General features: G+C 60.6%; 19 protein-coding genes. 5 read left to right on the top strand and 14 right to left on the bottom strand.

From position 1 onward, the window contains the following. Positions 1-434 precede the first annotated feature (434 nt). Positions 435-1,607: an alcohol dehydrogenase catalytic domain-containing protein gene (locus tag PQR62_RS13975; protein ID WP_408158576.1), complete on the top strand. Its 1,173-nt coding sequence runs from the start codon at positions 435-437 to the stop codon at positions 1,605-1,607. A 77-nt stretch (positions 1,608-1,684) separates the two neighbouring features. Further along, positions 1,685-3,748, top strand: a complete 2,064-nt coding sequence (locus PQR62_RS13970) for an AsmA family protein (RefSeq protein ID WP_408158960.1) — start codon at positions 1,685-1,687, stop codon at positions 3,746-3,748. Positions 3,749-3,770: 22 nt separating this feature from the next. Here the strand turns inward: PQR62_RS13970 and PQR62_RS13965 are convergent, their stop codons facing one another. From PQR62_RS13965 to PQR62_RS13920, 10 genes are all read right to left on the bottom strand, one after another. Beyond that, a complete protein-coding gene (locus PQR62_RS13965) occupies positions 3,771-4,652 on the bottom strand; it encodes an alpha/beta hydrolase (protein WP_408158575.1) in 882 nt (293 codons plus the stop codon). 72 nt (positions 4,653-4,724) lie between these two features. Next, complete coding sequence (locus PQR62_RS13960; protein ID WP_408158574.1) at positions 4,725-5,435, bottom strand: ABC transporter ATP-binding protein; 711 nt, start codon at positions 5,433-5,435, stop codon at positions 4,725-4,727. Further along, positions 5,432-6,280: an ABC transporter ATP-binding protein gene (locus PQR62_RS13955; protein WP_408158573.1), complete on the bottom strand. Its 849-nt coding sequence runs from the start codon at positions 6,278-6,280 to the stop codon at positions 5,432-5,434. The genes PQR62_RS13960 and PQR62_RS13955 overlap by 4 nt, the downstream gene beginning before the upstream one ends. Then, a complete protein-coding gene (locus PQR62_RS13950) occupies positions 6,270-7,223 on the bottom strand; it encodes a branched-chain amino acid ABC transporter permease (protein ID WP_408158572.1) in 954 nt (317 codons plus the stop codon). The genes PQR62_RS13955 and PQR62_RS13950 overlap by 11 nt, the downstream gene beginning before the upstream one ends. 8 nt (positions 7,224-7,231) lie before the next feature. Further along, positions 7,232-8,146: a branched-chain amino acid ABC transporter permease gene (locus tag PQR62_RS13945; protein ID WP_408158571.1), complete on the bottom strand. Its 915-nt coding sequence runs from the start codon at positions 8,144-8,146 to the stop codon at positions 7,232-7,234. Positions 8,147-8,155: 9 nt separating this feature from the next. After that, complete coding sequence (locus PQR62_RS13940; RefSeq protein WP_408158570.1) at positions 8,156-9,322, bottom strand: ABC transporter substrate-binding protein; 1,167 nt, start codon at positions 9,320-9,322, stop codon at positions 8,156-8,158. Positions 9,323-9,430: 108 nt separating this feature from the next. Further along, on the bottom strand, positions 9,431-10,570 hold the full coding sequence (andAb, locus tag PQR62_RS13935) for an anthranilate 1,2-dioxygenase ferredoxin subunit AndAb (RefSeq protein WP_408158569.1): 1,140 nt from the start codon (positions 10,568-10,570) through the stop codon (positions 9,431-9,433). Positions 10,571-10,580: 10 nt separating this feature from the next. Next, positions 10,581-11,054 (bottom strand): anthranilate 1,2-dioxygenase small subunit AndAd, encoded by a 474-nt coding sequence (gene andAd / locus PQR62_RS13930; protein ID WP_408158568.1) that lies wholly within the window; start codon positions 11,052-11,054, stop codon positions 10,581-10,583. A 13-nt stretch (positions 11,055-11,067) separates the two neighbouring features. Continuing rightward, on the bottom strand, positions 11,068-12,348 hold the full coding sequence (gene andAc / locus PQR62_RS13925) for an anthranilate 1,2-dioxygenase large subunit AndAc (RefSeq protein ID WP_408158567.1): 1,281 nt from the start codon (positions 12,346-12,348) through the stop codon (positions 11,068-11,070). Positions 12,349-12,635: 287 nt separating this feature from the next. Next, positions 12,636-12,968, bottom strand: a complete 333-nt coding sequence (locus tag PQR62_RS13920; RefSeq protein ID WP_408158566.1) for a hypothetical protein — start codon at positions 12,966-12,968, stop codon at positions 12,636-12,638. A gap of 102 nt (positions 12,969-13,070) precedes the next feature. Between PQR62_RS13920 and PQR62_RS13915 the strand changes: the two genes are divergently transcribed. Together PQR62_RS13915 and PQR62_RS13910 are read left to right on the top strand one after the other, a co-directional pair. Then, the gene (locus PQR62_RS13915; protein ID WP_408158565.1) at positions 13,071-14,081 is read left to right on the top strand and encodes an AraC family transcriptional regulator; all 1,011 of its coding nucleotides are present in this window, start codon (positions 13,071-13,073) and stop codon (positions 14,079-14,081) included. Between the two features lie 239 nt (positions 14,082-14,320). Further along, entirely contained in the window at positions 14,321-15,586 is a 1,266-nt protein-coding gene (locus tag PQR62_RS13910) for a methyl-accepting chemotaxis protein (protein ID WP_408158564.1), read from the top strand. A 134-nt stretch (positions 15,587-15,720) separates the two neighbouring features. Here PQR62_RS13910 and PQR62_RS13905 read toward each other — a convergent pair whose 3' ends face one another. Then, a complete protein-coding gene (locus PQR62_RS13905; RefSeq protein WP_408158563.1) occupies positions 15,721-15,945 on the bottom strand; it encodes a hypothetical protein in 225 nt (74 codons plus the stop codon). A 117-nt stretch (positions 15,946-16,062) separates the two neighbouring features. Here PQR62_RS13905 and PQR62_RS13900 point away from each other — a divergent pair, with 117 nt between their 5' ends. Further along, positions 16,063-17,157 (top strand): porin, encoded by a 1,095-nt coding sequence (locus PQR62_RS13900; protein ID WP_408158562.1) that lies wholly within the window; start codon positions 16,063-16,065, stop codon positions 17,155-17,157. A gap of 221 nt (positions 17,158-17,378) precedes the next feature. Here PQR62_RS13900 and PQR62_RS13895 read toward each other — a convergent pair whose 3' ends face one another. The 3 genes from PQR62_RS13895 to PQR62_RS13885 form a co-directional block, all read right to left on the bottom strand. Continuing rightward, positions 17,379-19,928: a TonB-dependent siderophore receptor gene (locus tag PQR62_RS13895; protein WP_408158561.1), complete on the bottom strand. Its 2,550-nt coding sequence runs from the start codon at positions 19,926-19,928 to the stop codon at positions 17,379-17,381. A gap of 122 nt (positions 19,929-20,050) precedes the next feature. Then, positions 20,051-21,067: a FecR domain-containing protein gene (locus PQR62_RS13890; protein ID WP_408158560.1), complete on the bottom strand. Its 1,017-nt coding sequence runs from the start codon at positions 21,065-21,067 to the stop codon at positions 20,051-20,053. Further along, entirely contained in the window at positions 21,064-21,588 is a 525-nt protein-coding gene (locus PQR62_RS13885) for a sigma-70 family RNA polymerase sigma factor (protein WP_408158559.1), read from the bottom strand. The genes PQR62_RS13890 and PQR62_RS13885 overlap by 4 nt, the downstream gene beginning before the upstream one ends. Between the last annotated feature and the right edge of the window lie 305 nt (positions 21,589-21,893).

The raw sequence follows: 21,893 nt of genomic DNA, 5'->3' as shown, positions 1-21,893 counted from the left end.
GCCGAACACCTAACTGGTATAATCACTATACCATTAAGATAAGAGATAACACCACTAGCAGCCGGGATTTAGTTTTGATCGGAATCACAGCCTGCCCGATCTGAAAATTTCCAAATGGCAATGATCATTGCGCTGTCGATGGGCCGTCGGCCGGACGTGTTCTGCTGTGCTCAAGGGCGCAATGAAAGCCGATAGGAGGGGATCGCGCTCGCCATTTGGATGGTTCACAGGGAACCCACACAAAGACGCTCTCTTCCGCCCGCCCCTGAGAACGAAGGCAGCCATGCTGAATCGCCTACAAAGGGAATGGCGGCCGTCCTATACCTCTCTGTGCGCGGAGCACCGATACTTAGGCCTCCTGCAACGCGGAGCATTGCTGCTGCGTCTGCCCGGCGATGCCGCCTTCCACCGATCTCACCACTCATAGAAAGCCGATGCGCGCTCTGGTATTCAATTCCGGCCACGACGTACGGGTAGAGCATTTGCCCAAGCCGATCATCGATGAAGACGACGACATCGTGGTTCAGGTATCGGCGGCAGGCCTGGGCGGCGCCGATCTGCACATCTATCGCGGACAGATTCCCGGGATTCGCGAGCGCGATATTCTCGGGCGTGAATTCGTCGGCACGGTCGCTGCGGCCGGCCAGGCCGTGAAGGAGCTCAAGGAAGGCGATCGCGTGGTGGTCCCTTCGGTGGTGGCCTGCGGCATCTGCTTCTTTTGCCAGCGCCGGCAATTCGCCGCCTGCGAACGCAGCAATCTGGATCGCGGCACGCTGATGAATGAAAAGATCATCCGCTCCGGCGCCGCCTTTTTCGGTTACGGTCATTTTCATGGCGGCCTGCCCGGCGGTCAGGCCGAATTCGTGCGGGTGCCCGCAGCCAATGTCGGTCCCGTAAAAATCCCCGAAGGCATGTGCGACGATCAGGCCATCTTTCTGTGCGACGTGCTGCCGACCGCTTATCAGGCGGTGCTCAATTGCGAGATCGAACGCGGTGATTCACTGGCCATTTTCGGCGCCGGTCCGGTCGGCCAGATGGCGGCCGCCTGCGCCCGCATGCTGGGGGTGGAACGCATCTACATCTGCGACCGCCATGATCATCTGCTGCGTTTTGCGGCGGAACACTACGACGCCATCCCGATCAATTTCAACGCCGTCAATCCCGAGCAATTCATCATCGAGCACACCGGTTTTCGCGGCGCCGATTGCGTGATCGACGCGGTCGGTTTCGAGGCCGAGGGCAGTCCGCTGGAAAGCGCCATGGCCACCGTCAAACTGGCCGGCGGCAGCGGCAAGGCGCTCAGACGCGCCATCGCCAGCGTGCGTCGCGGCGGCCGCATCAGCGTGGCCGGCAGCTACTCGGGCATGCTGCACGGCTTCATGTTCGGCTCGGTGTTTGAAAAGAATGTCACCATCAAGGCCGGCCGCACACACGTGCAGCGTTATGTCAGAGAATTGATGACGTATGTGCAGGAGGGAAAGCTGCAGCCGGAACAGCTGGTGTCGCATCACTTTTCACTGGAAGACGGGCCGCAGGCCTACAAGCTGTATCACAATCATCTGGAAGAATGCCGCAAGATCGTGCTGGTGCCCGGCTTGATGCAATGACTCGCGACGGGCCTGAGGACATAGGCCCGCGCATCTGAACACTCGACAGAATAAGAATGGAGGTTTACGTGCGCGATATGCATGGCCGTTTGCGATTACCCTTACGAATCCTGCTGTGGGCCAGCGTCGCCCTGCTCGGCTTGCTGCTGGCGCTGAGTCTGTTCATCACGCTGTTCGACTGGAACCACCTGCGCCCCTGGTTCAACCGCCAGAGCTCGGCGCTGCTGCAACGAGACATCCGCATCGACGGCGACATGCAGCTGTCGCTGACGCGCGGCCCCGCTAGCGAATCTGCCGCCACCCGATATCTGCCGCGCCTGCGCCTGACCGCGCGCGATGTGTTCATCGGCAATACCGGGTGGAGCCATTCCGGGCCTTTTCTGGCGCGCGCCGCTTTCGTCGATCTGTCCTTCGCGCCGCTGTCGCTGCTGCACAAGCATTGGCTGATCACCGATCTGAAGGTACAGCAGGCGCAGATCACCATGGAGCGCTCAGCAGACCGCCGCAAGAACTGGCGTTTCAGCGATCGCAAATATCCGCTGTGGAGCTTCGATATCCAGCGCCTGGAATTCGACCGCGCGCAAATCCGCTACGTCGACGGCGTGCTCGATGCCGATCTGCGGGCCGACACCACACCGCTCTCCAACGCGCCGGGCGCCGTCAGCAAAAACGATACGCCGGAATTCGCGGTGAAATTCGATCTGTCCGGCAGTTATCGCGGCGGCGCAGTCAGCGGCAAAGGTGAGGCCGGCCAGTTGCTGGATCTGCTCAATGAGCAGGCGCTCTACCCGGTGCGCGCAACGGGCACGGTCGGCAAAGCCCGTGCCTCGGTCGACGGCATGCTGACCAATCCGCATCGGCTGATCTCGCTCAATCTCAAACTGACGCTGGCCGGCGATAGTCTGGCCGATCTCTATCCGATCACCGACGTGCTGTTGCCGGCCACCGGCGCATTCGACACCAGCGGCCAGCTCAGCGCCACCCGCATCGATGAGGATGGCAAGTATTGGGATTGGCATTACCGCACATTCGCGGGACGCATAGGCCAGAGCGATATCGCCGGCGATGCCCGCTATCTGCAACGCGCACCACGCCCCATGCTGGAGGCCACGATTCATTCAGAACGGCTGCTGCTGAACGACCTGGCGCCCAGCGTGGGCGCGGGACAGCAAGCGGGAAAATCCGGCAAGACCGGCGCAAACCAGAAGGACGGCCCGGCAAAACGCGGCGACGACAAGGCGCTGCCGGGCAAGCAGTTCAATCCTGAAAAATGGGGCGCGCTGGATGCCGACGTGAAGTTCACCGCGAAGAAAATCGAAAGACCGCGCTCCTTCCCGCTGCAAGACATCAGCACCGGGATTCGCCTGCAAGACAAGGTGCTTACGCTGGCGCCGCTGAAATTCGCTATGGCGGATGGTGCGGTGACCGGCAATCTGGCGCTCGACGGGCGCAAGCCCGAGATACAGGCGCAACTGAAACTGGCCGCGCGTCATCTGCAAATTCGCAAGTTGTTTCCGACGCTGGAATCGATGCAGGCCAGCTTCGGCGAGGTGAACGGCGATGCGGCGCTGAGCGGCAGCGGCAATTCGGTGGCGCGCATGCTCGCCACCGCGAACGGCGACATCAGCGCCGTCATCAGCCAGGGTTCGATCAGCAAATTCATTCTGGAGGCCGCCGGCCTCAACGTGGCCGACGCCATCTTCGCCAAGATGTTCGACGACAAGCAGGTGCACCTGAACTGCGCGATCAGCGATTTCAAGGTCGAGCATGGACGAGCTGACATTCGCCGCTTCATGATGGATACCGACGATGCGGTGGTGGAAGTCAGCGGCCATATCGATCTGGCCAGGGAATTGCTCGATCTGGAGGTGCATCCGCAAACCAGAGGCGTGCGACTGCTCTCGCTACGCACGCCGCTGTATGCGCGCGGCAGCTTCAGCCATCCGGATATCGGCGCACACAAAGGGCCGCTGATCGCCAAGGCCGGCGCAGCGGCGGCGCTGGCGCTGGTGGCGCCGGTGGCGGCGGTGATTCCGCTGATCAATATGGGCACGAGCCAAGCCAGCGATTGCCCGGCCATTCTGGCGCGGGCGCAAGCCGTTCGCGCCGCGCCCGGCAACGCCAGGGCGGTGCCGGATTAGCCGACGGTCTGCGCTTTGATGCTCAAGCCAGTATTTCCGCGATCACCGCCTGACACACGGGGCTGTCGGCATCGGCCAGCGGCCACAGCACCGTGTAGTGATGGGTCGCGGGCACGACATGGTGCGCCACGACTTGCGGCCAGCAATTGGCGATCACGGCAGCCTGAATGTGGAACTGCCCGGTTTCATGCTCGCCGATGATGGTGTGCACACGGGTGCCTGATGGCCCCGCCATCAGCACCGGGCTCAGTTGCTCGGCGCGCCGGGTATCGAGCGTCAGGGCCTTGTTCAGCGAGGTAGGAATCAGCGGCAACAGATCGAACAGACCGCTGATGGCGAACACCGCCTTTAGCGCTTGCGGGTTCGAAGCAGCCGCATTGTCGGCAGCAAGGTCGGCCGCGACATACGCGGCCAAATGACCGCCGGCCGAATGCCCCATCAGCGAGATGCGGCCGGTATCGATGCCGAGTTGCGAGGCCATGCCTTTGATGTGCCTGAGCATGGCGTGTACTTCCGCAGTCATCTGTTCGATGCCGGCTTGCGGCGCCAGCGAATAATTCATGACGGCGACGCTGATGCCGGCGCGCACATAGGGCGCGGCGATGAAGCCGATGTCGCTCTTGTCGCCGCCCTGCCAGTAGCCGCCGTGAATGAACACCAGCAAGGGACGATCGGCGCCGGCGGCGCGGTAGACATCGAAGGTCTGCAAAGGCTGCGCACCGTAGGCGATATGCGCATCGCTGAGCATGGATGGCGCGATTTCGGCGCTGGCCTTCTGCCAGGCCTGCAAGACCTCAGGGAAATCAGGGAAGGCAGCCTTCAGGTTATAGCCGGCTTCGCAATCCTGCTCGGCGCAGATGACGCGCAATTGCGTGGTTTCAATCTTCGATGTGCTCTGATGCATAAACTGTCCTGTGCGGCCTCGCGGCCATTGATCTGTTCGTGGATGGGGCGATGTGCAATCCCGCAAGCAAGCCTAGACGCTCAGATAACGATCCCACAAATCGGGCTGTGCCGATAATTGCGCGGAGTCGCCCTGCCACACCACCTTGCCCTTTTCGAGAATGGTGTGACGGTCGGCAAAACCGATCAGGCGCTTGATGTATTTGTCGATCACGATGATGGTCAGGCCATACTCGCGCAGCGCCTTCAGGCACGACCAGATTTCCTCGCGCACCAGCGGCGCCAGTCCTTCGGTGGCTTCGTCGAGAATCAGCAGATGCGGATTGGTCATCAGCGCCCGGCCGATCGCCAGCATCTGCTGCTCGCCGCCGGAAAGCTGGCCGCCGCCGTTGCTGCGGCGCTCCCTGAGGCGCGGAAATTGCAGATAGATCTTCTCCAGCGTCCAGGGATTGTCGCGACCGTTGCGGCGCGCAGCGAAGGCCGAAAGATTTTCTTCCACGCTCAGATTCTTGAAAATCTGCCGTCCCTCCGGAACGATGGCGATGCCGCGTCGCGCGATGTGGTCGGCGCTGTGGGCGTGAATCGGCTGGCCGCGAAACCGCACTTCGCCGCCGGTCGGACGATTCAAACCCAGGATCGTGCGCAAGGTGGTGGTCTTGCCCATGCCGTTGCGACCGAGCAGCGTCACCACTTCGCCTTCATTGACCTGCATGTCGATGCCGAACAGCACCTGACTGGAACCGTAGCCGCCGGTCAGGCCGGCCACCTCTAGCAATTTGCTCATGGCACTTCCTCGCTGTGCGCCGTCTTGCTCCCGGCGCTTTCGTGTCGGCCTTCATGCCGGCTTTCATGTTCGCTTTCGTCTTCGCCCAGATAGGCCAGCCTGACCTCGGCATTGGCGCGAATTTCATCCACGCTGCCGGTCGCCAGCACCGCGCCCTGGACCAGCACCGTGATGCGATCGGCCAGTGCGAACACGGCATCCATGTCGTGCTCCACCAGCACCACCGTCAGCTCCTTCTTGAGCGACTGAATCAGTTCAATCATCTCGCCCGACTCTTCATGCCCCATGCCGGCCATGGGCTCATCCATCAGCAACACGCGCGGCTTGCAGGCAATCGCCAGACCGACGTCGAGACGCCGGCGCGCGCCGTGCGACAACTGCGAGGACAACTGATGCGCAGACTTTTCCAGGCCGACGCGTCGCGCCACCGCCAGCGCTGCGTCTTTGGCCGCCTGATCCCGCGCGCTGCTGCGGAAGAAACCGAAACCGGCGTGTTGCTGACGCTGCACCGCGACCTGCAGATTCTGCAGCACGCTCAGTTCGTCGAACACGCTGGTGATCTGGAACGAACGCGTCAGGCCGGCGCTCACGCGCGCCTGTTCTGCGCGCTCATGCATGGCTTCGCCGAACAGGAAGATCTCGCCGGCATCCGCCGCCAAAGCGCCCGACAGCAGCGACAGCAAAGTGGTCTTGCCGGCGCCGTTGGGGCCGATGATGGCGTGGACATGTCCCGCCTGGATCGCCAGTTGTACATCGCGCGTGGCATAGAGACCGCCATAACTTTTCTTCAGTCCCTTTACCGTCAACGCGGATGCAGACGCTGGCAACGATATCTCATGCGCCATGTTGTTCCCCCTGCTTCAAGGACTTGCCGATGCTCATCAGCGAACTGACACCGCGCGGCGCTACCATCACCACCAGCAGCAAGATCAGTCCGACGTAGATTTGCCAGTATTCAAAATGGGTGGACAGCATTTCTTCCAGCAGCAGGAACACCGCCGCGCCCAGAATGCCGCCGTAGAAATAACCGACGCCGCCCAGCGCCACCATCACCAGCAGAATGCCCGACTGCGACCAGTGCAGCAGCTTGGGACTGGCGAACAGATTGTTCATGCCGATCAGACTGCCGGCGATGCCGGCAATCACCGCCGCAATCACGAAAGCCGCCAGCTTGTAACGCAAGGTCGGATAGCCGATGGCCTGCGCGCGTCGTTCGTTCTCGCGCATGGCATTGAGCGCCAGGCCGAAGCGCGATTGCAGCAAGCACGCCAGCAATACATGCACCGCCAGCAACCAGGCCAGCACAAGCCAGTAGAAACCGTTGTCGCCGCTGATGTCGAGACCGAAACCGATGCCCGGACGGCCATTGATCTGCAGTCCGTCATCGCCGCCGTAGTAGCGCAGGCCGACGAAAAAGTAATAGAACAATTGCGCCAGCGCCATCGTGATCATGATGAAGTAGACCGCGCGCGTACGCAGGGCGATGATGCCGATGCCCAGCCCGGCCAGTGCGCTGACCAGCGCTGCGATCAGCCAGATCAGCCAGGCGCTGGTGATGCCGTGAAAACTGGCGATCCCTGTGACATAGGCGCCCAGACCGAAGAACACCGCATGACCGAAGCTGACCATGCCGCCGTAGCCGAGAATGAAATTCAGACTCGACGCGACCATCGCGAAAATCAGGATGCGTGTGAGAACGCCGATGTAGTAATCCAGCCCGGCGGCCTGCGCCAGCACCGGCAACAAGATCGCCAGCACCACAAGTAACAGCAAAAACAGACGTTGCATGAAAATCCTCAGGAACGAGCGGGAAACAAACCGCTGGGACGCCAGAACAGCACCGCGATCATGACCAGATAAATCATCATCGAGCCCAGCGCCGGTCCGACTGAAGCGGCGGCATCGGCGCTGAGAAACAGCGAGAACAGCGGCGGCAGCAAGCCACGGCCCAGGGTATCGACCACGCCCACGATCAGGGCGCCGATGGCCGCGCCCGGCACCGAGCCGATGCCGCCGATCACCACCACCACGAAGGCAAGAATCAGTACGTCGTCGCCCATGCCGGCCTGCACTGCCACCAGCGGTCCGAGCATGATGCCGGCCAGTGCCGCCAGCACCAGGCCGAAGCTGAACACCAGCCGGAACAACAGGCGGATGTTGATGCCCATGGCGGTGACCATTTCCAGATTGTTGGAGCCGGCGCGCACCCACATGCCGAGCCGGGTGCGGTTGATCAGAAAATACAGAGCGATGGCAACTGCAATGCCGACCGCCATCACCAGCAAACGGAAACTGGAGTACGGCAGACCGAACAGCATGACCGGGCCGGCGAACGCCGCCGGCATGTTCAGCGGCAGCGGTTGCGGGCCCCAGATCATGCGTACGCCATCATTGAAAATCAGGATGAGGGCGAAGGTGGCCAGCACGTGCACCATGTGATCCTTCTTGTACAGCCGGCGAAACACCAGCCATTCAAGCAGAAAGCCGAGCGCCGCCGTGGCCGGCAGCGCGCCCAGCAAACCCAGCCAGAAGGAACCGGTAACGCCGGCGATGCAGGCCGCCAGATAAGCGCCGATCATGAAGAAGCTGCCGTGCGCCAGATTGACGAAATTCATCACGCCGAAGATCAGCGTCAATCCCGAGGCGATCAGGAACAGCATGACGCCGAACTGCAGGCTGTTGAGCACCTGCTCAAAAATCAGATTGGCCAAGATCGTCCCTTATTGCATCTTGCATTCGCCGACATAGGCGTCGACGTGATCGGTCAGCAGCGTCTGCGTCATGTTGTTGACGTATTTGCCGTCGGCGCCCTTGGTGACCACACGCGCATATTGATTCTGGATCGGATAATGATTGGCCGCGAACCTGAAGCCGCCCCGTACCGACTTGAAGTTGGCAGCCTTGATGGCGGCGATCAGGGCTTCCCGGTTTTCCACCTTGCCGCCGACCGCTTTGACGGCGCTGTCGATCAGCATCGCTGCATCGTAGGCCTGGGAGGCATACATCGACGGCTGATGACCGTATTCCTTGACGAAGGCGCTGACGAAGGCGCGGTTTTGCTCGTTCGGCAAATCGGACGACCATTGTCCGGTGTTGGCGACGCCGGCGATCAGATCGCCGTTGGACAGCATTTGCTGGTCGGCATCGTAAGCCGGCATCACGCGCACGATCTTGGGATCCATGCCGGCCGCCGAGTATTGCTTGACGAAGTTCACGCCCATGCCGCCCGGCAGGAAGAAGTACAGGGCGTCGATATTGGCGGCGCGCAGTTGTGCAATCTCGGTGGCGAAGTCGAGCTGGCCCAGTTTGGGGAACAGCTCCAGTGCAGGTTCTTTTTTCAGGAAGCGCTTGAAGCCCGCTGAAGCATCCTTGCCGGCCGGATAGTTGGGCGCGATGATCGCCACGCGCTTGTAGCCCTTGTCGGCCATCAGCTTGCCGGCGGCTTCGTGGGTGGCATCGTTCTGATAACTGGCGCTGAAGAAATACGGCGAACAGCCGGCGCCGGCGAATTGCGCCGGCGCGGCATTGGCGCTGATCACCACGGTCTTGCTGGCGAAGGCGGCCGGCGCCACCGCCAGCAGAATGTTGGAATAGACGAAGCCGGTCAGAATGTCGACCTTCTCGCGCTTGAGCAAACGATCCGCGCCCTGCTTGGCGGCGTCAGGGCTGAACTGGTCATCCACGGTGATCACCTCGGCGCGCACGCCGCCCAGTTTTCCACCCAGTGTTTTCAGGGCCAGCGTGAAGCCATCGCGCTCATCGACGCCAGGTGCACTTGCCGGGCCGCTCAAGGTGGTCAGGAAACCGATCTTGACGACATCCGCCGCCTGCGCGCTCATTGCCATCGTCAGCAAAGCCGCGCCCGCTATTGTTGTTATTCGATTCATGCCAAAACTCCTGAAAGTGAATGGAAATTGCGTGGAGAAAAATGAGGATGGCGATGCAGATCAACACCGCCATGTGCGGCTGTTGATAGCCGGCGCTCACTTCTGAATTCAAGTCCGGCCATCGGCCTTCGATAAAAAAGCATCGGCAAAAAAATCGGCATCGGCCAGACCGCAGCGGGCAGTGAAATCCCGACGCGCCGATTCGACCACGACCGGCGCACCGCAGGCATACACCTGATAGCGCCGCAGATCCGGCAGATCCTGCATGACGGCCAGATGCACAAAGCCGGTACGTCCGGACCAGGCGCAAGCCGGCGTGCCGGCCTCATCCTGCTGATCTGACTGAGCATGCTTGCCGGCCGGGATATCGGGCTCGGACAAGACCGGCACATATTCAAACCAGGGAAAGCGCGCAGCCCACTCGCGACACAAAACATCCATGTACAGATCGGCCTGTCTGCGCCCGCCCCAATACAGCCGCATCGGCCTGCTGATGTTGTTGGCGATGGCCTCTTCTACCAGCGCCTTGATCGGAGCAAATCCCGTGCCACTGGCCAGCAGCACCAGGGGGGCATCGCCCTCGCGCAGATAGAAGCTGCCGCCCGGCCCTTCCAGCTGCAGCATGTCGCCGGCCTGCATGCCATTGAAGACACGGTCGGTAAACAAGCCGCCCGGCAGATGACGAACATGCAACTCGATCGTATGCAAACCGGCGCTGGCCGCCGCCGGCGTCGCCATCGAATAGCTGCGGCGCTGGCCATCGTCCAGCAGCACGTCCACGTATTGCCCGGCCTGATAGACGAAGGTCTCGGCGCCGGAATCGGCCTCGGCCTGGCAGTGCAGCTCCAGCACGGCGACATCCGGCGCCGCGCGCGTGATGCCGGCAATCCGCGCGTGCAATTTGCGCACCACGGGTGCGCTCTCGTTCTGCGCCTGCGCCGCCATCCCGACTTCCACCCGCCCGGCCACCACCCGCACCGGGAAACTGCGCACCGCCTCGGTCACCGGCGCACAGCGCGCGGCGCCGCTGCGGATATCGAACAGGCCCTGATGCAAGGGACATTCGACACAGCCGTCTTCGACATAGCCGTCGGACAATCTGGCATTGCCGTGTGTGCACAGATCCTTCAGTGCAAACAATTCCTCGCCGATGCGAAATACCGCCACCGGCTGGCCGCCGGCCATGGCGGGTGCCACTTCGCCGTCGGCAAAATCGCCGGCGTCGCCGACATCAAACCAATCGCTCATCGCTGCATCCTCAGATCGGTGTCGCCAGCAGCGTCTGCACGCGCAGCGTGTCGTAGATCACCCGGCGGCTGGCATAGCGCCAACCGGCGGCGGTCTTCACGACCCGATCCATATAGCGGCCGGCCTGATAGACGAAGGATTCGCCGTTCTGCAAGGTCTGGATCACCACGTAGCTGGATTCGGCTTCCACCGTTTCGGCATCCACTTCCTTGAAGATCAGCCCCGAGGTCATGTGCCGGTAGGTATGCTCTTCATAGATATTGGCGTGACGCAGCGACAGCACGCGGTCGCGCAGCATCTTCTTGCTGTCGCAATAAATGATTCCGATCGGCAGGCCGGCGTCGACGTTTTCGCGCGGGACGATTTCGTACAGGCAGTCGTCGGTGAAGAACTCCGGCCAGTCTTCCAGGCGATCGTTGTCGAGCGCGTGGATATAGCTTTCCTGCAGTTGGTGGAGTTCAAACCACAATGTCATTTTTTCCATCTCGTGTGCCTCGTTATGCTTTTTCAATGCGCTCGAAGCCCATCAGCTTCTGGTAACCGAGCCAGAACTTGCGGATCAGGCTCTCGGTGATCAGCGTGTCTTCCTGGTCCGGCTTGTCGCGCGACATGTCCATCACCGAGCAGTCATTCGGATCGCGCGCGGTGCCGCGCTGCACCAGCTCGGTCGCCTCGGTATCTTCCATCGAGATATAGCCGGCCGGCCCCACCAGATTGGCTTGCTTGATGCGCAAGGCACGCAGCTCCGGAGTGTCGTCGGCGTAACCGAAGAAGTGGAAAATCAGTTCGAAGTTGCCCGGCCCCTTCGGCAGCAACTGACGCGCCACCAGGGTGTTGTGGATCTGCTGCACCACCAGTTGCGGAAAGATCGGCTGGATGTGGTTGGTGGTCATCTCTTCGTATTCCTTGATCTGGCCCAGCACGGAAGGATCTTCCAGCGCGAAGCCTTCATCGAAGGAGCGGATCGCCTGCTCTTTGTAGGCGTCCGAAGTTTCGGCCTCGTTCTTGGTGGCGGTGATGATGCTGTGCAGACCGTGATGCTTGTCGGCGATGGAGCGCGCCTTCATGCCCACGCGGAAGATATTGAAGGTGGTATGGAACAGGTGCAGCAGACTGGCGTGATAGGGATCTTTCACATTTTCCAGATACAGCTTCCAGTTCGACTTGGAATACTGGCGCGTGCAACCCAGGTAGACGATGGGCTTGTGGAAGATGCGGTCGATCCAGGGCCGCATTTCGGCGCCGATGTAATCGGCCAGCGGTTCCACCGTGGCGCTGAAGCTGGCGAACACCAGGCCGCGATAGCTTTCCACGCGCAGCTGGCGCAAGCCGTGACATTTGGGATCGAAGTCCTTGGCCATGCCGGCGGCGCCCTTCTGACCGCGACGGAACGGCACGCCCAGCAGATTGCCGCGGGTGTCGAAGCTCCATTGGTGATAGGCGCAGCTATGCGAGGTGGCGTTACCGCGCGGTGTGCGGCAAACGATGGCGCCGCGGTGTGCGCATTTGTTGACCCAGGCCGCCAGCGCGCCGTCTTCAGTGCGGGTGACAACCACCGGCGTATCGCCGACAAAGGTGCTTTTGAAGTCGCCGTTGTTCGGGATTTCCGCCTCAAGCGCCAGGAAGCTCCAGGTCTCGCCGCGATAGATGCGCTCCTGCTCAAGGTCATAGACTTCCTGCGAGCTGTACACCTTATAGGGAGTGCGCGAGCCGTCCGTGCGCGGGAACTGCAGCAAGGGCGCATAGCCTTCCTGCTCAAGCCGGGTAGTTGTGTGCATGAAGCTTTTCCTCATTCCTTGGTAAAGACCGGCCGATGCCTCGGCCAGCAGATACCTCATCATAGGGAAAGCGCCTGCGCGACAATATCCGCCGTTTGCAAGCTTGCAGGGCCGGGCTATCCGTTTCTTGCACGCACCATCACGTGCCGCGCCGCACCACTCCCGCTGCGCCTGGCAGCACGCCGCCATCGCACTGCGCCATACCCAATAGGTATGCAGGGCAGCACAAATGGTCTTGGACAAATGCCAAGTTTTCTTCCTATGATCGGGAAAATAAGCGCTAAATATCAGGAGACCGGGATGAATCTGTTCAGCAGCGAGAGCCTTGCGCACGCGGCAATGTCTGCGGCAACGCATGCAACAATACGCGGCAACAAGCACAGCGCGCATCCTTCCCAGATGCAACACCAGCCATCCTGCAAACGATGTTTGACCTTGTGTTCGCGCCATTGAAACAGCCATGCTGCAACGGCAGCTGATGCGCAGACACGGGCGCGCATACAGACTCGCTCCTGAGTTTTCACGCCGATGCGGGCACGAAAATTGCTGACGGCAGGCGCATCAATGCACCGCAATTGCTTCAAAACTTGACTTGAGTCAAACCAGCCACTTGACTTCATCCTGCATCCAAAAGCGCGTTCAAGCGAGCAGGCAAGTCCGCAACATTCCACTCTCTATCGTCCTCCCATCCCATTCGGCGGGACATCGTTAAGAGGTTAAACATGCAGAACCTAAGCCACTCATTAAGCCTGGCTCCGCTCTATCGACACCGTGTGTTTCAGTCGAGCAGAAAGGTGGATTGCCACGCTCAGGTCGCCAACGAGTTATCCGAGCATGATCTGTTCTGGAAGGGCGACGACGTTGATACCGTGCTGTTCAAGGCGGCGATCCAGCAGTTGCAGATCTTCATGTTGAAATACGGCGCCGAGGTGGTGGTGCGGCCGCGTCTGTTCGATGGTTTTGCGCTGGTCCACATGACCTTGAGCGGCACCGCCGAGATCGAGGCGGACGGACAAAAAGTGTGCATCCCGCAAGGCAAGACCGCCCTGATTGCACCAAAACGGAATTTGCGTCTGTGGTGGCAAGCCGGTTCGGAACAGTTGATCCTCAAGGTGCCGCTGGCGCTGTTCGATGAACTCAGCGCGCAGGGTCAGGCCGTGCATCCCGGCATTCCTTCTTTGTTCATGTTGCCGGAACGAGCGGTGCCGCACTGGGATCTGCTGGTGCAATCGCTGCTGCGCGTACTGGCGCTGCCGGGCGAGCACGAGGGCCACAGTGCGTGGATCAATCATTTCGAACGCGGCGCCGCGCAGTTTCTTCTATCGCAACTGACCAGCACTTACACTGCACCGCCGACTGCGGCCGGCCTGGCAGCGAATGAATCGGCTGAAAATCTGGTCGGCGCCGGCAAGCTGCAACGCCTGGACATGCTGGAGAAATACATCAAGACCCGACTGTGCGCGCCCTTGTCGCTGGCCGATCTGGCCAACGCCGCCGGTGTCAGCGTGCGTGCTCTGAATGGTCTGTGCCATCAGCATCACGGTGTGGCGCCCATGGACTTGCTGCGCAACATCCGCCTGGATGCGGTGCGCGAACGGCTGCTGACGCATCCCGGCGCCAACATCACCGATACTGCTTTCGAATTCGGTTTCGGCCACCTCGGCCGCTTCTCGGCCTACTATCGCGAACGCTTCGGCGAATTGCCGAAACAGACGCGCGTCGCTGCGCGCTGATTGTTCGGCTGCATCAACACCCTCTGCTTCGACATCCTTTGCCTCTTCCCTGAACACAGCTCGCCGGCACCATGCGGCGAGCCGTGTTGTGCCCGTTGTTGTGCGCGTGCTTTATAAGTCCCCCTCGGCATCCCCGTATCCGCCAGAAACGGATAAAGCCCGCAGCCCCATCTGCAAGCGCCGGATATTCCTTTCAGCGCCGCTCCACTAGCATCAGCTCAACTGGCGCTGCGCACAATTTGTATCGCGCAATAGCCGGCCGCCTGCAATCCGGCGACCTGCTGCCGCAACACTCCACCACCTATACGCGAAGGGCTGCGATGCATCATTATTTCCGCTCGCTTCAGTTCAAGATCAGACTGGCTTTCGGTCTGACCAGCCTGATCCTGTGCTGCATGGGCGTGTGCGCCATGGTGCTCATGCGCAGCCTGCAGGGCACGGCCGAGCGTGATCTGATCACGGTGCTGACCTGCAGCATAGTCGGCTTGACGCTAGTCGGGATTCTGATCGCGTGGATCGCCGCGCGTCATCTGGTGACGGTGGTGTGTGGCGGCTTGCATAGGCAGACCAACAAGTTTCGCGAGATGGCGTCCTTCCTCGATTTTTCCAAGCGCTCCGCCAGTCCGCGTCGCGATGAGTTCGGCCACTCGGCCAAGGCCTTCGACGGCTTTCTGCAGCGGGTGGAAGGCGCGGTGGTCAGCGTCATGCACTCCAGCGCATCGGTAAGCACCGCCACGCGCGAGATCGCCGCCGGCAATCTCGATCTGTCGATACGCACCGAGCAACAGGCCGCTGCGCTGGAGCAGACCGCGCACAGCATGCAAGCGCTGAGCGAGGCGATTCGCCACAATACCGACGATGCGCTGCGCGCCAATGCACTGGCGGACAGCGCCCACACGCTGGCGTTGTCAGGCAGCAAGGCGATGCAGAATATGAGCGAGACGATTGCCAGAATCGATCAAAGCTCAAAGAAGATTTCAGAGATCACGGCGCTGATCGACGGCATCGCGTTTCAGACCAACATCCTGGCGCTCAACGCAGCTGTCGAAGCGGCGCGCGCGGGCGCACAAGGTCGCGGCTTTGCGGTGGTGGCCAGCGAAGTCCGCAATCTTGCGCACCGCTCATCCACTGCAGCCAAGGAGATCCGCGGCCTGATCGATGCCTCGGCAGGTCTGGTGCAAGATGGCCAGCGCCAGGCGCATGAGGTCAGAAGCACGGTCGATCAGGCGCAGCAGTCGATCGGCGATGTCTCCGCCATCGTCAGTGCCATCAGCACAAGCTCGGTCGCACAGCGCCACGGCATTGAAAAAATTGCAGCCGCGATTGCCCAGATGGATCAAGGTACGCAGCAAAACGCGGCATTGGTAGAACAGGTTGCGGCGGCGGCGCAATCCCTGGAAGAACAGGCCGACCGACTGAACAAGACAGTCTCGGTGTTCAAGGTTTCCGACCTTCGCCTGCATCAGGCGGCGCACATTGCAGCGCCTCTTTTGATGAACTCCTGACGCGTTCCTGATGCGCACCTGATACCTATCTGATCCACTCACAATGTGATTCCGATGGGCATTCACAAGCCGTATTCCTCATCACGAAAAAGAACATGCGCGGGTCAGAAGTCAGCTCGCTGTCGCGTACAAAATCATGCAGGCCGCACAGAAACGAGCGCGCATTGCACCAGCATTTTCCGACCGAAAATCAAACGTAAAAAACGGATATTCCTGTGCCCGTAACGTGCAAGCGGCGGATATTTTTCACTTCCCGATTTCACTAAGATCGCTCCGACAAGTGATAAGGCCTTCAGCGCAAGCCTGATGGCAAGACTTAAAAATCCTTGGGCAACACCGCGCATCGGCAGCGATGCCAAACACGCGGCCGGTGCGATCTGCGGGCGCCAATTTTTTTGTACTTAACGGTACAAATCTGAATGCTGGCGGGCGTCGTCAAGAATCGACTTGGTAATTTCATTCAAATGGGGAAGATCATGAACAAATTAGTCTGCAGCACTTTTTTCTTGCTGGGCATCGCCTGCGCGCAACCGGTACTGGCGCAAAGCCAGGTGTCGATTTACGGCATCGTCGATACCGGCGTCGTCTATACCACCAATGCCAATGCCGCCGGCAACTCGGCACTGAAGATGCCGGGCCTGACCGCATCATTTCCTTCGCGCATCGGCTTCAAGGGCATCGAAGATCTGGGCGGCGGGCTGCAGGCGCTGTTTGTGCTGGAATCCGGTTTCGCGGTGGACAGCGGCGCGATGGGTCAGGGCAATCGCATTTTCGGGCGCCAGTCTTATGTCGGCCTGAAGAACAACTACGGCACCATCATGCTGGGCCGCCAGGTCAACATGACCTATCTGGTCGCAGCCAAATCGGACGTGATGGGTCCGAACATCTTCTCCATGAGCAGCATCGATGCGTATATCCCGAACGCCCGCAGCGATAATGCGATCGGCTACCTCGGCACTTTCTCCGGCCTTACCGTCGGCGCCACCTACAGTTTCGGCCGCGACACCTCCGCCACCGGCGGCGCCGGCGCAACCGGCTGTGCCGGCGAAGTGGCCGGCAATGCCAAGGCCTGCCGCCAGGTGACCGGCATGCTGGCTTACGACAGCCAGAGCTTCGGTGTATCAGGCTCCTACGACATCCTGTACGGCAATACCGGCGCCGCCAACGGGCTGACCAGCAGCGACAACACCGATCAGCGCATCACGCTGAACGGCTATGCGATGCTGGGCAACACCAAGATCGGCCTGGGCGTGATGGATCGCAAGACGCGCGCAGCGGCCGCAGTGAATACCGACTCCGATCTGTATTACATCGGTGCGTCGTATCCGATCAGCGTGGCGCTGGTGCTGGACGCACAAGTGGCGCGTCTGAACGTCAAGGGCAGCGTCAACAAGTCGACGCTGTCGGTGGCGCGTCTCACCTATAACCTCTCCAAGCGCACTGCGCTGTACACCTCCGTCGGCTACATGAAGAATGCAGGCACGGCAGCGATCGCTCTGGATGTAGGCGGCAGCGTCGGTGCCGGCATGAATCAGTTCGGCGTGATGACAGGCGTCCGCCACACCTTCTGATCGGAGCGGCGCATGCAGAGTGTTGCGGCCTGCGCCTCAACGCCGGCAGCATTGATTCCGCCGATCAGGATGATGGTGAACGCGGCCGGCGATTTCACGCACATATGCATCAAATCCCGCTGCACCGAATTTCAGCGCTACAAAATCAAAAGGCCCGGCATAACACCGGGCCTTTTTTTACGGTGAACACAATCGATCAGCCCGCCTCTGCGAACCCTGCATCACCAACCATATTTCATCGTCAGATAGACGCTGCGGCCATCGCCGTAGTAGCAACCGGTAGTGCCGAGGCAGGCCGCGACGTAGGTCTTGTTGAAAATATTGGAAGCGTTCAGCGCCATTCTCAGTCCCTTCAGTTGCGGGTTGAGCTTGCCGAAGTCGTAGCGCAAGGCGGCGTCGAACAAGGTTACGCCGGGCATGTGATAAACGTTGGCGTTATCGCCGAAATTCTCGCCCAGATAACGCGCCCCGACACCTGCGCCGAGACCGGCCAGGTCGGAGTTTTGCACTGTGTAATCAAGCCAGGCGCTGGCCTGATTGCGCGGCACGAAAGCCAGACGATTGCCGGTGATATTGACACCTGCGGAGGTCGGATTGGCCTTGGTGATCTTGCTGTCGGTATAGCCGTAGGAGGCAATCAGATCCAGTCCCTTCTGCAATTGCATCTTGCCTTCCAGTTCGAGACCGCGCACGCGCACTTCGCCGGTCTGCTCGTTGAAACTGGTGTTGAGCGGATCGGGTGTGGTGACGTTCTGCTGCGTCAGCTGATACGCCGAGAGCGTGACCATGGTCTTCGATCCGTCCGGCTGATATTTGAGGCCGGCTTCATATTGCTGGCCCTTGGTCGGTTTGAAAGCTTCCAGCGTGCGGCTGGTGCCGACCGTCGGCTGGAATGAAGTCGAATAGCTGACATAGGGCGTGATGCCGTTGTCGAAGCTGTAGAGCAGACCGAGGCGACCGGTGAAGGCGCTGTCGCTTTGCTTGACCGAGCTGCGCGCGGCAGAGGTCACAGTGCGGGTGCTGGTGTCGGCCCAGTCGTAACGGCCACCGGCGACCAGGGTCCAGCGCTCCAGCCTGATCTGGTCTTGCACGTAGGCGCCGAGCTGATCGCGATCCTGTTCGATGTGCGTGGCGACAGGCGGCACCGCGCCGCTGTAGGTGCCGTAGACCGGAGCATAAGCGTTGAAGACGCCGCTCAGCAGACTGAGCGTGGTTTCGTCGTAGACAGTGCGTTCCGATGAGTAATCGACGCCGACCAGCAAAGTGTGGCGCGTGGCGCCAGCGTTGAATTTGCCTTGCAGCTGATTGTCGACGGTGAACAGACGCGATTTCTCCGGGAAGGCCCAGGCGTAGCGCCCGAGATTGGCCGGATCGCAGGCGGCGGTACGGCAATACACCTGCACGCGCCTGGTGTCGGCATCGACTTCGCCGTAACGCAGATTCTGGCGCAGGCTCCAGTTGTCGTTCAGATTATGCTCAAGCTCGTAGCCGAGAAAATACTGTTCGTTGGTAAAGCGATCGAAGTTCGGTTCGCCGGCAAAGCTGCTGCGATCAAGCGCGGCGTAACGGCTGGTATACAGCGTGCCGTTGGCTGTCAGCACCGGCGCACCGCCGCCCCCTTTGGAATCGATTTTCTGATACTGCGCCAGCAGGGTCAGTCTGGTATCGGCATTCGGACGCCAGGTCAGCGATGGCGCGATGTACGTCTTTTCTTCACTCACGTAATCGTAGGCGGTGTCGCTCTTGCGGCCGAGGGCGACGAAGCGATAACTCAGTTCGCCTGCTTCATCGATCTTGCCGCCCAGATCGATGCCGATCTGCTTGCGGTTATAGCTGCCGTATTGCAGTTCCACTTCACGCACGGTGTCGGTGGTCGGACGCTTGCTCACCATATTCACCAGACCACCCGGATTGGCTTGCCCATACAGCAGCGAGCTCGGGCCCTTCAGCACTTCAACCCGCTCCAGGCCAAAAGGCTCGATGCGCGGCTGGGAGTAGCCGCGCGCGCCAAATGGTAAACGCAGACCATCCAGATAACGGCCGGGCACGAAGCCGCGCACTGTCAGCCAGTCGTAGCGCAAGTCGGTATTGCCGTATTGCGCGACCACGCCGGGTGTGTAACGCAGACCTTCGGCGATGCTTTCCACCCCTTGCGCATCCATCTGGTCGCGCGTGATGACCGAGATCGCTTGCGGCGTTTCCTTCAGCGCGGTATCGGTCTTGGTGCCGACGCGGCTGACGCGCGCGACGTTGCCGGCCACGGGCGACAGGCCGGTTTCGGCGTCGGCGTTGTCCTTGACGGTAATCGTCGGCAACTGACTCGATGCAGCGGCCGCATCGCCGGCAGCAGTTGTTGCTGCTCGCACCGCGTATTCGCCACCGGCCAGGCGTACGGCCGTCATGCCGCTGCCGACCAGCAGTGCAGTGAGGCCGGCATCCACGGTATAGCTGCCATTGAGTTCTGGCGCACGCAAGCCGCGCAATGCGGCGGCATCATAGGTCAGGGTGATACGGGCTTCGCGCGCAAAGCGGTCGAGCGCAGCATCCAGTGATCCTGCTGCAATACGAAAATTATGCGCTGCCGCGCCGGTGTTGCCGGAGGTCTGCGCCAACGCGGATTGCGCCATAGGCAGGCCGAATGCCAGCAACAGCATGGCGCCGCCGACTGCGTGCGCCAGCGGACGCTTGAGAGGAAGTTGAGAGGCGACGACTGGAACGACCGGAGCAGTTGAACGCTGCAGATGAAAACGCAGTGGATTTCGGATAGACATGGGCTTTTCGATGAGTTGAGCTACAAGTTAAGGTTTCCTAACTTGTATGCCGCAGCAGTTCGCCAATCCCCTCACTTATTTTCAAAATTCTTTTCGCCATTGCCCGCTGCCGATTTCCTTAATCAGACCGGCTGTCGCGGAATGATCGTCACCCAATAGCGTGTGCGGTACAGGGCGGCAACAGCTTGGGTGGCCAGCAAGACTTCCAGTGTGCGATCGGTATCCTGCAGTTGGAAGATGCCGGACACGGGCAAGCCGGCAACCGCGGGATCGCATCTCAGCAAGCCGGGACGATAGCGCGACAATTCGGCCACAAAATGATCCATGCGCATCTCGCGCGCGGCGATCAGGCCTTCGGTCCATGCGACCGGATCGAAGTCGGCCGCATCGGCTTTCCAGATAGCCGTGCGCGACATGTAATAACTGTCGCCGGCCCTCGCCAGCACTGTGCCGGATGCCTCGCGGCTGCTGAGTTCGACCGCGTGCTCCAATACCGTCAGGCGGGTCTGTGCTGCGTCCTTGCGCACCATGAATTTGGTGCCCTTGGCCAGCATCATGCCGTCGCTGGTGTCGACCATAAACGGCCGCAACTTCGGTGAAAGCTCATCGCGGCCGGTGGTCACCAGAATTTCGCCGCGCCGGACTTCAATCATCCGGCGGCCGGCTTCGTAGCGCACATTGATGGCGGTGTCGGTATTGAGTACCAGCTCGGTGCCGTCATTGAGTTGCACCGTCTGCCGGCGACCGATGCCGGTGCTGTAGTCTGCCGTCACCATTTGCATCCAGGCGCTATCCCGGCCGGCGTAGATGCCGGTGCCGACCAATGTACCTGTCAGTATCAATTTGATGGCGGTACGCCTGCCTTTGCGCTGTGCCGCGTTTTGGGCGCTGGTCGCCAGCACCTGTCCCGCCATCTGCGGAGGCAAGGTCGACACATGCTGCTGCATATCGTGTTGCATGGCCTCGATGCGGCGCCAGGCTGCTTCATGTCTTGGGTCGGCGTTGCGCCATGCCTGAAATGCCTGCAGCTCTGCCGCATTGGCGACGCGCAGACGCAAGCGCACGCCCCAGGCAATCGCTTCGTCCACCAGTTGCTGTTCGATGATGGGTACGGATGGGGCAGTGGCTGAAAAATTCACTGGAAATAGACCCGATAGCATTGCTGCCAGGCGGCATTCAAATCGCGCTCGACGGTCGCCAGCGATACGCCGAGTTGTTCGGCGATGGCTGGTCCGCTCAGGCCATCCAGCTGCGCCAGCAAGAATGCCTTTCTCGCGCGCGGTTTCAGCGCATGCAAGGCGGCATCGATACGCACCAGTGTCTCGATGATCAACAGACGCGTTTCGGGTGACGGTACTTCGGCTTCGGGCATGCCGTCCAACGCGTCCAGGTAAGCATGTTCCACATCGCGCCGTCGCCAGTGATCGATCACCAGACCTTGAGCGATGCGCGTCAGATAGGCGCGCGGTTCGCGCAAACCGGCGGTCTTGGTGGCGTGCCCGCTCTCTTCGCGATTCAGCAGACGGAGAAAAGTATCTTGCGCCAGATCGGCAGCATCCGCCGCACACCCTAGCTTATTGCGCAGCCATGCCTTGAGCCAGCCATGGTGATCGCTGTAAAGCGTTCCCAGTTGCTGGTGGTGCGGTTCGGTCATTGACATGAGTGAGCGATAAACTGAAATAAGGCGGCCGCGATCAGGCGTACGATGTCTTTCGCGCGACTCCCGCAACAAGCATTGAATGAGAATGGCTATCATTCTATCAGTGTTTATCGAAGGAATTCGATGAATTGCCGAGAGCTGCACATTGCGGATCTTTTGGCGAGATCGTTATTCATCGGGATACATCCAAGTGAAAGAAGGATGCTTCTTTGGTCAATTAAAATGGGGCATCTTTCAGCATTCGATCTTAATCGACGTAAAAATTAGCTCATCATCTTAATTGCGATCGGTTTCAGACATGAAAT

This window comes from Herbaspirillum lusitanum (genome assembly GCF_046025995.1).
Taxonomy (GTDB): domain Bacteria; phylum Pseudomonadota; class Gammaproteobacteria; order Burkholderiales; family Burkholderiaceae_D; genus Herbaspirillum; species Herbaspirillum lusitanum_A.
This window is presented reverse-complemented; position numbering and strand designations above follow the sequence as displayed.